The organism is Shewanella atlantica (assembly GCF_003966265.1).
Taxonomy (GTDB): domain Bacteria; phylum Pseudomonadota; class Gammaproteobacteria; order Enterobacterales; family Shewanellaceae; genus Shewanella; species Shewanella atlantica.
The window spans coordinates 22922-36625 of sequence record NZ_RXNV01000009.1 but is presented as its reverse complement, the minus strand read 5'-3'; the positions used below and the strand labels follow the sequence as shown (position 1 = coordinate 36625).

Below are 13704 nucleotides of genomic sequence, written 5' to 3'. Positions count from 1 at the left end.
TTTCGGACATATGGCTCTCTTTCCCAGAGAAAAGGTTGTGGCTTGAAAGGCATTAATAAAAACAGTGATAGAAGCGCGAGCAAAGCTTCGAGTCTCAGTGGAGCGCTACCTGTGGGGAAGGTCTTTTATGGCTGGTGGATTGTCTTAGCCTCAGTTATCGGTCTATCGCTTGGTTACAGTGTCATTGCCATGTCTTTCGGCACGTTTATCAAGGAGTTTGAGGAGACCTTTGGTTGGACTCGAGGTCAGATATCTTTCGGTTCCACCGTAATCGGCATCACAGCGATCTTCTTCTTCCCTTATGCCGGTATGCTGGTCGATAGGTATGGGGTGAAAAATATCCTGTTACCCTCTACTTTTCTCTTCGGTCTGGTCATGGCCTCGATGTCACTGCTCACCCCATCGATATGGCATTTTTATGCCATGTGTATTCTTATTCCACTTCTTGGTGCCGGTACTGCGCCTATGGCCTATTCTCGTCTTATCGTGAGCTGGTTCGATAAGAAACGTGGGCTAGCTCTGGGCATAGGGTTAAGTGGTGTGGGTTTAGGGACGGCTATAGTGCCGTTTATCGCGTCTTATTTTATTGAACACTACAGCTGGCGCCAGGCTTATCTTGCTATCGGCGGCTTAATTATTTTGTTGGTGTGGCCGATGGCCAGGTTTGTATTAGCCGATAAACCCAGGGATAAAGGGTTGCTCGCCGATGGGGGCCTATTGAGTGACGAAGCGAGTGCCAAGGCTCAAACACGAGTGGGACAGACAAATATTAAGCTTGGTTACACTGCTAAAGAAGCGATGAAGAGCAAGGCTTTTTGGTTGATGTTAGGCTCATTTTTTATCACGGGGTTAACGACTTCGACCCTGCTGGTTCATCTCGTTCCTATGATGATGGATAGAGGTGCCAGCCTGCAAGAAGCCGTGGAGACGTTCGCTTACTTGGGAATATCGGTTATCGGTGGACGTTTGGTTGCGGGTTACTTGATGGATAAGTTCTTCGCTCCCTACGTGGTGGCGATCTTCATGCTTGGACCTATCCTGGGATTAGCGGCCTTTTCGATGGGAGCTACCGGAGAGATGGCGGCTATCTCGACTGGTCTTATCGGTATTGCTATCGGTGCAGAATTTGATGCCATGGCCTATTTCACCACTAAGTATTTCGGAAAGCGCTCTTTCGGTGTTATCTACGGTTATAGTTACACTGGTTTTAAATTAGGTGCCAGTATCGGTCCACTAATAATGGGATTAGCCTATGATCGATTAGCTCGCTACACCGAGGTGTTGTGGGCCATGTCGGCCACTATGGCACTGGGTTGTACACTCATTTTATGTATGGGAGCGTACCCATCGCTTCCATCGAGAGAGTCGACTTCAAAACCTGGTCAAAACAGCTCTCGGGCAACAGAGGTGCTTAGCAGTAAATGAAGATCGTTAGGTATTGCTGAAGCCTATCTGTGCATTGAAATAAAAAAGGGGAATCGTTTTTCGACCCCCCATATTTCGTTTAGCTGGCTGTGATGTTAATTGCTATTCGGCGAACTGCATAAGATGCTGTTTGACCTCATCGGACGCGAACGCCTGCTCGATACTGATCTTATAGATGTTGAAGTAATCTTCACGGCTCAAACTGAACTCTTCCATTACCTTGCGAACCTCATCTGTCATCGTGGTGTTCGATACGGTTCGATTATCGGTATTGATTGTAGTGGGCAGTTTAGCTTGATAGAAGGCCTTAAACGGATGCTCACTTAACTTATTTACCGCTTTGGTTTGGATATTACTGCTCGGGCAGGTCTCTAAGCCAACATTTTGCTGCTTAACCAAGTCATAAGCCCCCTGATGGCCTGTGATATGGATACCATGACCCACACGTTCAGCATTCAGCTGTGAGACAGCGTCATACACGTTCTGGCCAACCCCTTGTTCACCGGCATGTATGGTGATGTGATAGCCCTTATCTTTGGCGTACTTGGCATAGGGGATGAACTCTTGGCAGAAGCCCGGTAGCTCTGCACCGGCAAGATCGAAAGCGGCCACTCCTTTACCTAAGAAATCTGCACCGGCATCTATGACGGCATTAATGTTATCTTTTGGAAAGGTTCTTAAGATAGAGAGGATGTAATTGCCCTTGATATCATACTGAGCCTCGGCGCGCTGCATGCCCTTGACGACACTATTGATGATCTGCTTGAAGCTCAACCCTTGCTGCTGATGCAGTTGTGGACCGAAACGAACCTCGAAGTATTTTACATTCTCTTTGGCCGCATCTTCAAAAAGTTCAAATGAGATCCGCTCAATCCCGGCTTCGGTCTGCATAACTGACAGAGGCAAATCGAAACGCATCAGGTATTCTTCAAGGTTTTGGCAAGTCTCAGGAGCTATCATTAATGAATTGATTTCATTGATATCTTGGCTTGGAAGAGGGATGTTTTGCTCTTGAGCGAGATCGATAATGGTTTGTGGGCGAACGCTGCCGTCTAGGTGACAATGTAGATCGATCTTGGGCAGGTTAAAATAATTCATGAGTCTCTACCTTTATTGGATAGTACCTAAATAGGAACACCGTCTATGGATTGAATTAAATAATTCTACCTATAGAGATAGTACATATTTTGGATAGTGCATAAAGTTACAGACTTCATAATCAAGAATTTGTGGCTCTTGGTAGAAACTCCCAAACCATATCATTGGGATTATACGAAGCTATTCGAACGCGTAGATTAACATTATGATAAAATGGTCGCAATATATTAGATTTACAAATCATTCAGAAATTTTCACTTTTGTTGTTCTCACTAGCCTTCTGATCACGCTCCCGAGAATTATTAGCGGAGTTGATGGTTTGAAAATTACCGTCTTCTCACTTTAATACCTCATAGTTATCCAGTTACCTGATTGGTCTCTGTCTGGCTGAAAGATGGAACTTCCTTCGGTTTACTTTGATTTGGCGCTTAAGTTATCTTTGCCATGAGCAATGGCAAGCCGATTGGAGGAGTTACCTGCTATTTTCTGTTTTAGTTATTTTTCCCTCTGGTTGGAATCGCTTAGGTTTGAGTTTAGATTAAACTTACAGTGATGAACGGATATGGGGGCAAACCGCTCGTTGTGAGTCGACTGATATTGTCTGGCTTTGGTGGGGTGAACAGCTTTTTCTTATGGAGTCTTATGAGGTGTTTAGGTCATTTAATTGGAGTTATTCTGTGCTCATCTCTTATGGGGTATTATCTCGTTGGGGGCAGTGCAGTTGCCGAACAAGATGAAGCGCAATTAAGGTTAATTACAGAGCCTTGGTCACCAGTATCTTATGAAGATGATGGCATTGCCAAAGGCTTTGCTGTTGACTTGGTCAATCAATTACAAGCATTGATGGGAACGGATTCTCCTATAGAAGTTCTCCCCTGGGCTCGAGGTTTCTCTATAGCAAGCGCAACGCCGAATGTTATGTTATTCGCCACCTCTGTCGATGAAGAACGTCGGAAGCAATTTGATTTTGTCGGCCCGATTCTAACTAGTAAAATATCCCTCTATACCAGAGCCGAAGATAGCATAGAGATCGATTCAATCGAGGAGCTGAAGAGGGCCGGGTTAATAGGTGCATATCGTGGTTCTTTGGGAGAAGGGGTGTTAAGGCGGGCAGGGGTGAGTCAGTTGTTGATCGCCAGCTTTCCCCAGCAGAATGCTAAACAATTGATGCGTGGACGGGTTCGGTTCTGGTGCCAGGCCGATATAGCCGTGAATAGTCTGCTGGCTGAGATTGGGATAAAGCCCGATCGGGTCAAGCCGGTATTCGTCATCTCCGAAATCGACCTCTATCTGGCATTTTCGGCTGGCACCGATGAATCTGTGATAACTCGATGGAGTGAGGCACTTATCGCATATGAAAGCTCTGGCCAGTACAGCCAACTTTATCATCGATGGTTTGGCGAGTTGAACGTGCCTGCTGGGGTAGACATTCTCTGGCGAGAGAGATGATTAGGCCTGGCGTGTTTCAGTTTCTGTTGAGCCTGTGTTGCTTACGGTGCGGTTTCTCCCCTCTGATTTTGCCTGATAAAGTGCTTTGTCTGCCCGTTGAAGCAGGTCTGAGAAACTCTTATCATTTTCCTGTACGGCAACGCCTGCGCTGATGGTCATACCAAAGTTAGCTGCAATATCACTCAAGTCTGATTTAGCGGTAGAGTTTACGAGTCGCTCGGCTATCTCGGTGGCTTGTTCGAGTGTCGTCTCTGGTAAAATAATCAAAAACTCTTCTCCACCGACCCGGCCAACCAAATCACTCTTTCTCATTTGGGCTTTGCTTATTCTTGCCAGTTCTATCAGGGCTTTATCGCCAATATCATGACCGTAGTTATCATTGACCGATTTAAAGTTATCGGCATCGAAGAGGATGATTGCCAGCGACGGAGGCTTAACTAAAAATTGCTTTTCACCTGTGGCATATGTATGCCTGCGGTTTGGCAGCTGAGTCAGGTGATCTGTCATGGCGAGCACCTCCAATAGCTTTGATTTTTGAGCCTGTTTGAAGGCAAAGAAGGAGATATTCAAGATAATAATGAACGCCAAAATCAATACCGCGTATTGCAGCAGCTTGTTCTGCCGCATGATCTCGAGTTCATGCTCTTTAATTCGCTGGCGCTCGACTAAGCGCTCATTTTCAGTTTCAATTCGTTTGGTGTTGAAGCGGGTGCGCATCTCTGTGGTGCGGTTAGATTGCAGTTTTGCATCCAGTTCATTATGCAATACAAGGTACTGCTCTAACGAGGAAAAGGCCTGTTTCCAATCCTGCTGAGTACTAAAGGTCTGGCTCTCCAAAAGAAGAAGTTGTGCCATGCCTCGTGTGTTTTTGACTCGGGAGAATGCCGCTTTAGCGTCATCGATTGCAATCAAGGCTTGAGCGGGAACCCCTTGCATCAGGTGGACTTGAGCTTCGAACAGTTTCATAAAGCTGTAGAAGGCTTCCTGATCCTGTTTAATAGATTGACTCGCTTCAGCCAGATAAGTCTTTGCTTCATCTATTCGGTTTAGTTTGAGCAGAGTCCCTGTCATATTGACGGCAATCGTACTCGACCCCAGTATGCTTCCCTGTTCAGTCCAATACTTATGAGCTCTTTGATATTTTTCCAGCGCCTGCTCATATTCCCCAAGCTCCTCCAGTGCTATGGCCATATCAGATAATATGCCTGTCGCCGAATTTATATCTCCGAGTTCAATGAATTTTTCTTCAAGCTGCTGATAATACTTTATCGCTGTTAGAGGATCGCCGAACCTGCGGTAGCTGGTTGCCAGTTCGGCCAGATTATAGAGGGACCAATATTCCAGTTCCAGGCTGTCATAAAGGTGTTGAGCCGTGATGAAGTCTTCTAAAGCCTGAGCAAAGTTGCCCTGAAACGAATACATGGCTCCACGGACACTACGTGCATCGGCAATGAGCTTAGGTGACTCGAGTTGATATGCATCCCCTACGACCTGGTTGTATTCCTCTAACGCCAGTTCTACACGCCCCTGATGTTGATAGAACCAGGCGCGACAAAGCTTAATGTCTGTCATTATCTCAGAGACCTGATTAATTTTGTCTGAGGCTAAGTGAGTATTGGCAAGCTCAATAGCCTTGGCTCTTTGCTTCTCATCTGTTGGATCATGGTTCCAGCAGAGTACACTTTGTAGTCTGAAGTAATGGGAAGTGTCATCGGCTGATATTTGCTGTTTTAGGTACTCAATTTTTTGAGTTAAGTCGGCGGGTGTTATCGCAACACCGCTTTCTATCTCGGCAAATATAGCATCGACACTGGGTTGATCGGCGGCGAGCAAAGGGGAAGAAAAAAGCGCAGAACAGAGGCCGATATTCATCAGCAAAAAGTACACTCTATTCAGCCATCGCTTATTCATCTTATTGAATTAATGCCTTTGAAATTATTCATCATTTAAACATAGCATACAGTTTTTCATAGCCGCATGCTTTTGTTGTATTAATTAACCATCAATTAGTTTTTAATCAATGAGATTAATGTCGGATAATACTACACCTACATATAGGCAGTTGTATACTTTTGCATTTGAGGTTGTCTGCAGGTATAACTGCTCGCTCAATTAAACAAACATGAGTGAGTTGCCGCTGTGAGACTATTTTTTGCGGGCATATTATTGCTAATGTGTGGGCCGGCAATGGCAAAGTCTAATCTGGAAAAGTCCGGAGATATATTACACCTGCTTCTGCCCGCAGCCACTTTTGGCGCGACATTAGTCTATGAAGATGACTTTGAAGGTAGCTGGCAACTCATCAAAACGGGTGTGGTTTCACGTATCGCAGTCGAAGGGCTGAAATATGCGGTAGACAAAGAACGTCCCGATGGATCCGATATGGACTCATTTCCCTCTGGCCACACCGCCGATACCTTCGCCGCCGCGACATTTGTACAGCAGCGCTATGGTTGGGAGTGGGCATTACCTGCTTATGTCGGTGCCGCTTATGTTGGTTATACCCGGGTTGCCAGCGATCAACATCATGTAGAGGATGTACTTGTGGGCGCCGCGATCGGCGTACTATCCGGCCTCTATTTTACAGATCCTTATAAAGGCATCACCATTACCCCAATTGCGGGAAATGGAAATTATGGCCTCTATGTGAGTGGAAAGTTCTAAGCGCTGACAAGATAAAGTATATTTCCCGTGCCCGAAAACCGGGCACATAAACGAATAATTTTAAACGACACCGAGTTAACTATGACAGATATTACCCCTGAGTATAAAGCGCGCGTAGAGCAAGTTTCATTGAACGTATGTAACACAGTGATTCCTATGGATCAGATCCCTGAAAACCTGATGGAGGCCTACGCCAACCTGTGTAACGAATTACTCGAAGACAATGATGAGAAGTTTTCTAAGGGTTGGGAAGCGCTGCCAAATAGTGCACAAGCCTTGTTACCAAGGGAAGACTTTCACGGTTTCTACATTGCCAATGCCTGGTTGCAGCTGAGCCGTGTAGCCCAAGATATCTCAGATATGGCAGACAGCGATGAAGCCATCGACGAGAAGGAATATAACGGTATCTTCACCCGCATCTCAGATGAATCACTGAAAGAGAGTGGCAAGAAGCTGAAAAAATCCCGTACCGACAGAGCCCTGCTCAACAGCATCCGTGCAGTTATTGAAGGTAAGTAGTCGACGGAAAGTAGTCACCTCCCGAGTATGAGGTGTTAATCCTTTTACAGGGTGCTGATTGAGGCTATGGGAAACCATAGCCTTTTTTGTATCTGCCGCCAGCAGATACTGGGCAGGTAATTGACTTTATATTAAGTCAGTTTATTGGGTGTCGTAGCTTAAGAGTTATCTATAGCCTGCGGCTCGCAGAATGTGCAAACACTTCTGCGAGACGCCGCGTGTACAGTCCCTGTAGGCTCTGCCAAAACATCCATGTTTTGGAAGCTCGCAGCTGCGTTTACACTTGAGTGTTTATCTCTTCGATTGGACTCTATTAGGGGACCACTATTTTAATTGTGGGTGAAAATTGTAAACACTTAGCAAATATTATTGATTAGAGCCTACAAACGTAAACGTACAAGTTGTATTTGCTATCCCTGTTACGCCGTTGTATTCGTGTGCTGTTACTGTGACTTCATTCCACGCTATTGGTGAGTATTTCTTAGCTACAAAGTTTAGTACCTTACTACACTCCTGATAATCAGCCTGAGTATCAGGGAGGAACCTGTGAACACTCCGAAAAGCGACAACAACTAAGCCTTGTTCAGTGTTCTTTGAACTAAACTCGGCAGGTCCTTCATATGTAATAGGGCCTACATGATTTACTAGTTTTAATGTTGGTGCAGCGCAACCAACCAGTAACACACTGAAAACTAGTGCTAAGCCACTGTTAATACTTCTTGTCTGAATCATATCTATACCAATACAGGAAACAATTTGTTAGGAAATGAATATCAAAAGATACGACTAATGTTGTCGCGTCAAAATTGACTTTCATATGAGAAGCTTATTAGCGTTAATTCCGATAAATACTCCGTAGATTTCCAACTGACAACACAAAAGAGTACTACTTATTCATAATGATTTTAGTGACTTATAAGTATGTTTTCTGTGAAGTAATGACCATTTTGCCGGAGAAACCGAGAATTTAGATAATCGAAAAGATAAATTACCAAGTGTAAGTGAGATCGAGGGCTTCGATTTCAGGGATGAAATCGTAGAGCGCCCATGGATGGGTCTACAGCGTACCGAGAGATTACTTGCACATCCCCCGCTGGGAAGCGGTAGATAACAATGAAAGAACGGCATTCAACGTACCCAATAAACTTCAAATATCCTTAATTGAAAATGTAATAACCTTCATTCCAAGGCATAAAAAAAGCTACCGATATTACCCGGTAGCTTTAAGCTGTTCTCGAACCTCGAACCTCGAACCTCGAACCTCGAACCTCGAACCTCGAACCTCGAACCTGAAAGAGTTAGAACGACGTTCTCTTATAACGTCGATACTCTGCGGTCCAGAAGTTATCTTCGATAGCCTGCTCTAGTAGTTCATCGGTACAGGGAAGGGCGTGTCCCTGCTCGATGGCGACCTTACCTACGGCAAAGGCGATATGCTTACTGACCTTATGGATCTCTTCCAGCGGCGGTAGCAGTGGGCCTTCGCCGTCGAGTGCTAGTGGTGAACATTCGGCTAACGCACGACTCGATGCCATCAGCATCTCATTGCTTACCCGTTTAGCTCCGGCGGCTAAAACTCCCAGACCTATGCCGGGGAAGATATAGCTGTTGTTACACTGGGCGATTTCAAACGTTTCATCTTCCACGACTACCGGTTCGAATGGGCTGCCCGTTGCAACGAGTGCCTGACCTTTTGTCCAGTGCAGCAGATCTTTCGGTGTGGCTTCGACTCGGCTCGTTGGATTAGATAGAGGGAAGATGATTGGACGAGGACAATGGCTATGCATCGTCTTGATTATCTCCTCACTGAATACACCTGGGGCACCGGATACGCCAATTAATACCGTAGGTTTAGCGTTGTTGACGACATCCAGCAGTGAGATATTTTCACTGAAATTGTCCCAGCCTTCAATGTCATCACACTTCTGTGCCAGCTTTTGCTGGAATGGCAACAGGGTTGGCATGTTATTTTGCAGCAAGCCCCAGCGGTCGACCATGAAGACCTGAGCGCGTGCCTGCTGTTCGCTGAGCCCTTCAGCGACCATTTGTGCCACGATGGCTTCGGCAATACCGCAACCGGCAGAGCCAGCGCCGAGGAAGGTAACGCGCTGCTCACTTAGTTTGGTTTTGGCCGCTTTACAGGCTGCCAATAATGAACCTACGGTTACGGCCGCCGTACCTTGCACATCATCGTTGAAGCAACAATATTGATCTTTGTATCGCTCCAGCAGTGGCATGGCATTTTTTTGCGCAAAATCTTCAAATTGAATCAAAGCATCGGGCCAGCGGCGATGTACCGCTTGCATAAAGGCTTCGACAAACTCGTTATATTCTTCGCCACCGATACGCTGATGGCGCCAGCCCATGTACATAGGATCTTCGAGCAGATTCGGGTTATCGGTTCCGACATCGAGTGTGATAGGTAAGGTGTAGGCCGGACTGATGCCACCACAACTGGTGTAGAGTGATAGCTTACCAATCGGGATCCCCATGCCACCGATACCTTGGTCACCCAGACCCAGGATACGTTCACCGTCGGTGACCACAATAATTTTCACTTTCTGACGGGTGGAATTATTTAACAGATCATCGATGCGATCTTTATTTGGGTAGGAGATAAACAGGCCACGGTTACGACGATAGTTTTTTGAGAAGCGCTCACAGGCCATGCCAACGGTTGGGGTATAGATGATCGGCATCATCTCGGTGATATGATTCTGGACCAGGCGATAGTAAAGCGTCTCGTTGGTGTCCTGAATGTTTCTCAGATAGATATGTTTGTCGAGGTCGTTGGTAAAATTAGTGTATTGGTCATAGGCTCGAGAGGCTTGCTCCTCGATGGTTTCAATCACATGGGGAAGCAGGCCTTCCAGGTTGAAAAAAACTCGTTCTTCATCGGTAAATGCGCTGCCCTTGTTGATCAAAGGGGCTTCGAGAATTGCTGGACCTGCGAATGGAAGGTAGAGCGGGCGTTTGTGATCGTCCATGGGTAACCTTTATGATTTTTTAGTTATTTAGGATGCTGTTTTCTATGCATGGAAAGACTAACACAAAGTGTGATCTTTGTTGTGTTTTCGCAGACGAATTTTCGATTATTTTTTATCTTATCTGTTTAAAACGCATCAAGTATCAGCCACAAAAAAGCACAGCCTGAGCTGTGCTTCTGTTTAAGCCTTAATTCACCTAAGTATCAGGTTTATTTACCGCGATGTTTTAGCGATAGGCCGGTCAGGAAGTTACGTAATACCTGATCGCCACACTCTTTGAAGTGTTTATGACCCGGCTTTCTGAATAGCGCACCTAACTCAGATTTTGACATGTTAAACTCTGCCAAAGTTAGTGTGTTGATGATGTCATCTTCACGCATCTCAAGTGCCACTCTTAGCTTCTTGAAGATAAGGTTGTTATTGATTTGCGATACCGGCTCAGGGATCTCTGCGCCTTCTTTCAGGCCACGCTTTTCGATAATTAAACCATCGAGGAAAAGACACATGGTCTTATCGTTACACGGCTGGTAACCCTCTTCTGATTCTTTCTTAAGCATGTCGAGCAACTGCTCTTGAGTTACTTCATGGTTTACCTTACCAAAGATCTTGATCATCTTGGCATTCTGGTAATCGAACACGAAACGTAAGCGGCGTAAAATATCGTTGTTAATCATGATGTTTATTTCTTCATCTCGATGATTCCGCGTCTGCGGGATCTTGTGGTGGCTATTATAGCCGAATTTCCCCACCAAACCCCGGAATTATTTAACATCTTGAATCTGCGTCGATATCAAGTTGCTTCTGATGATTGCCCGGATCTGGTTATGCAGTTCAAATACCCTGTCGAGAGAGTTTAGGTTTAATGAGATGTTTTCCAACATCACTAAGCTTAAGTTAAATTGCGGATAGTAGAGTGTCATTGACATATAGCCAGATAGATATCCGGTATGGCTGTATTCTGTGAGGTTATCATCAAAGTTTAAGCGCAAGCCGTATCCGTAACTCATATCTGGCCAGAGGAACTCTATCTCTGTGTGGGGTGTCGTCATCGACTGATAGCTTTTCGGGCTGATGAACTTTCCTGAATGCAGTTTTTGCTGGAAATCTGAAAAGGCTCTGGTAGTAGCTATTATTCCGCCAGCCGGAATCAAGGATGCGGTGATCTCCAGATCTGATTGGACTAACCCGTTTGCGGTTTCTGTTAGCCCTCTGGCGAGAGCTGGGGCACGTTGACGGATATCATCGATATCACCGATTTCGGCATAGAGGCCCCCTAATCCAAATGTCAGTTTAAAGTCGGCTATCTGTTGATAGAGGGGTTGTTGATTTACTTGTTCCAGCAGTTCGCCCAGGACTGTGTATCCATAGTTTGAATATTGAAATTTTGAGCCGGGTTCGAAACGATTGGGTTTACCTAATAGATCTATACCCGATGTGTGGCTCAATAGGTGATGTAGGGTGATCCTTTCATCGAAGCGATTAGGGTTGAATGTCAATTGCTCGTGAGTTTGTTGCTTCGAAGTGCCATAGAGGATCTCTGGGGGGGGCGTTTGGGCTTGGTTCTGTGGAGCCGGGACGGTGCCGTCCGGTGACCCATCGTCATCGGCTTTAGTTGTTTTTGCAGCTTCAGTTTCTGCTTCAAGCTCTGGTTCGGGCCGAGTTTCAAACTTAGCATCAAAACCCGTATGCTGCTCAGTGTCATTCTCATGATTCCCGCCCATCTCACTACCGATTAGCGTTTCATTGTGAAATCGATAGCTGTTGAGAGTGCTTTCAAGCTGTAGCTTTCCTGCATCGACGGCTCGAAGTATCAAGGTTGCAGTGATCTGCTTAGAGAGAGAAGCGATGACAAAGCTGGACTGTCGATTAATCCCTCTTCCTTTATGTATGTTAAGCAGGGGCTTTCCCCCTTGGGTCAAGAGGACACTGCCGCTGAAAGGTTGCAGGGAGCTATCGATAGCTGTGCGAATTTCTGTTTCAAGAGTGCTTTCCAGTGAGAGGGGCGCAGTGGTGTTTACTCTGGTGTCCACAGAACTTGCTTGAGTTTTTTCGGCGCTTGGTAGCCCGGTTTCTTCACTTTGGCTTTTTGTCGATGGTTCCTTATCTTGAAGCGGTGGAAAATCGGCATGGACGGGAGCTGATAAACAACCAAGCAGTATTACGCTCCGGCTTAAAGCAGTTAAGTTAATCCTTAATTTCATTTTTTACTTCCTTACTTCGATGCCATCCAATAAATAAACAAGCTTGCAAAACCGACTAAGTAGAGCAAGCCAAAAATAGAAAGTGATCTCATTTTCCAACCGTAGCGGTCAGTTCCAGGCAGGGCTGAGCTTGTCATCAATTTATAGTTTAACCAAGCGAACACCACTGTGGTCATAAAGGCTAATATCATTACAAATTCAAGCAGAGGCAATAACGCACCTTTGAAAAATAGAACGATGGCAAGCCCGAAAGCACAGATGGTGAGCATCACCCCTGTAAGCCGTTTTTGAGAGTCGCTTTTTTTGGTCAGCAGTTGCCAGCCCATATTCAGGGTTCGGCTATAACCATCTATGACAGTCACAGTAGTACTGAATATACATAACAGGGCAACGGCGCCAATCAAATAGCGGGTTTCATGACCCAATATCTGGCTATATAAGGTGATAAGTTGGCTGGCAAATTTCACCCCGGATGATGAAAAATGCTCACCGCTACCATGCATGACTAAAGAGCCTAAGGCTAAGAATACTATGGCAAGCAGGGCCGTAATAAGGTAGCCAAAGTTAAAGTCGAAGACGGCTTGCGCTTTGGTGACACTCTGGTTTTTCTGTTTTTCCAACAACCACAGTGAGTTCCATGAACTGACTTCTATCGGTGCCGGCATCCAGCCCATCATGGCGACTAAAAAGCCGATATGGCCCCATTGCCAAGGGGAGGGGGATATAAAGCCAGGGCTCAGAATTGAGGGGGCATTAAACGCTAAGGCGACGGCAATTAAGGTGGTGAGAGTCAGACAAAACATGATCACTTTAGTGAGTTTATCGAGTAGTGCATAGTGACCCAGTATGAGTAAGGCTAAGCTGGAGATTAATACGATGAACGCTAATATATCGATAGATAACGGAATGAAAAGTGTCAGCATTGCAGCCGTTAACATAGTCACCCCAGCCGTGCTGGCAATTGCAGCTATGGTGTTGAGTCCGGTAAACAGGAGTAGATAGCCTCTACCTTGTCTCAAGTAACCATGGAGCAGGCTTTCATTGGTTGCTGCCGTATAGCGAGCACCAGCAGCAAAGAATGGATATTTTAGAAGGTTGACCGCAAGAATTAACCAGGCTAGTTGCCAACCGAACTCGGCGCCGGCTCTTGTGGAAGCGACCAGGTGTGAGGCCCCTATCGCTGCGGCGGCCATTAACAATCCAGGTCCCAATGCCCTTAAGGTTGTCTTTAATGACATTAAAGGTCGTTTTTTTGAGTGTGAAACAGGGCTGTCGGCTAGTTTTTCCATGGGGAAGTATCTGATTTAATGTCGATGGTTTATATTATCAATTAGGTTAACAAGATGTTACCGTTAAACCAA

Annotated in this window: 10 protein-coding genes and 1 riboswitch; of the genes, 4 read left to right on the top strand and 6 right to left on the bottom strand. The window is 45.7% G+C overall.

Going from position 1 to position 13704, the window contains the following annotated elements; all coding sequences use genetic code 11:
* Window positions 1-42: 42 nt before the first annotated feature.
* Window positions 43-1425, top strand: a complete 1383-nt coding sequence (locus tag EKG39_RS16615) for an MFS transporter (protein ID WP_126507105.1) — start codon at window positions 43-45, stop codon at window positions 1423-1425.
* Window positions 1426-1527: 102 nt separating this feature from the next.
* On the opposite strand, the gene add is transcribed toward EKG39_RS16615, so the two are convergent.
* The gene (add, locus tag EKG39_RS16610) at window positions 1528-2523 is read right to left on the bottom strand and encodes an adenosine deaminase (RefSeq protein ID WP_126507104.1); all 996 of its coding nucleotides are present in this window, start codon (window positions 2521-2523) and stop codon (window positions 1528-1530) included.
* A gap of 98 nt (window positions 2524-2621) precedes the next feature.
* A riboswitch (purine riboswitch) is annotated at window positions 2622-2721 on the bottom strand.
* Window positions 2722-3165: 444 nt separating this feature from the next.
* Between add and EKG39_RS16605 the strand changes: the two genes are divergently transcribed.
* Window positions 3166-3972 carry a substrate-binding periplasmic protein gene (locus tag EKG39_RS16605; RefSeq protein WP_126507103.1) on the top strand — a complete coding sequence of 269 codons (807 nt, stop codon included), beginning with the start codon at window positions 3166-3168 and terminating at the stop codon, window positions 3970-3972.
* Here the strand turns inward: EKG39_RS16605 and EKG39_RS16600 are convergent, their stop codons facing one another.
* Window positions 3973-5883: a tetratricopeptide repeat-containing diguanylate cyclase gene (locus tag EKG39_RS16600; RefSeq protein ID WP_126507102.1), complete on the bottom strand. Its 1911-nt coding sequence runs from the start codon at window positions 5881-5883 to the stop codon at window positions 3973-3975.
* 276 nt (window positions 5884-6159) lie between these two features.
* Here EKG39_RS16600 and EKG39_RS16595 point away from each other — a divergent pair, with 276 nt between their 5' ends.
* Both EKG39_RS16595 and EKG39_RS16590 read left to right on the top strand, forming a co-directional pair.
* Window positions 6160-6636: a phosphatase PAP2 family protein gene (locus tag EKG39_RS16595; RefSeq protein ID WP_246028535.1), complete on the top strand. Its 477-nt coding sequence runs from the start codon at window positions 6160-6162 to the stop codon at window positions 6634-6636.
* Window positions 6637-6717: 81 nt separating this feature from the next.
* Window positions 6718-7155, top strand: coding sequence for a DUF3069 domain-containing protein (locus EKG39_RS16590; protein WP_126507100.1), 438 nt, complete (start codon window positions 6718-6720; stop codon window positions 7153-7155).
* A gap of 1298 nt (window positions 7156-8453) precedes the next feature.
* Here the strand turns inward: EKG39_RS16590 and EKG39_RS16585 are convergent.
* The 4 genes from EKG39_RS16585 to EKG39_RS16570 all read right to left on the bottom strand — a co-directional run bounded on the left by EKG39_RS16585 (window position 8454) and on the right by EKG39_RS16570 (window position 13581).
* The gene (locus tag EKG39_RS16585; RefSeq protein ID WP_126507099.1) at window positions 8454-10142 is read right to left on the bottom strand and encodes an NAD-dependent malic enzyme; all 1689 of its coding nucleotides are present in this window, start codon (window positions 10140-10142) and stop codon (window positions 8454-8456) included.
* A gap of 209 nt (window positions 10143-10351) precedes the next feature.
* Window positions 10352-10816, bottom strand: a complete 465-nt coding sequence (locus EKG39_RS16580; protein ID WP_126507098.1) for a YehS family protein — start codon at window positions 10814-10816, stop codon at window positions 10352-10354.
* An 87-nt stretch (window positions 10817-10903) separates the two neighbouring features.
* Complete coding sequence (locus EKG39_RS16575) at window positions 10904-12343, bottom strand: serine hydrolase domain-containing protein (protein WP_126507097.1); 1440 nt, start codon at window positions 12341-12343, stop codon at window positions 10904-10906.
* 11 nt (window positions 12344-12354) lie between these two features.
* A complete protein-coding gene (locus EKG39_RS16570) occupies window positions 12355-13581 on the bottom strand; it encodes an NRAMP family divalent metal transporter (protein ID WP_126507203.1) in 1227 nt (408 codons plus the stop codon).
* Between the last annotated feature and the right edge of the window lie 123 nt (window positions 13582-13704).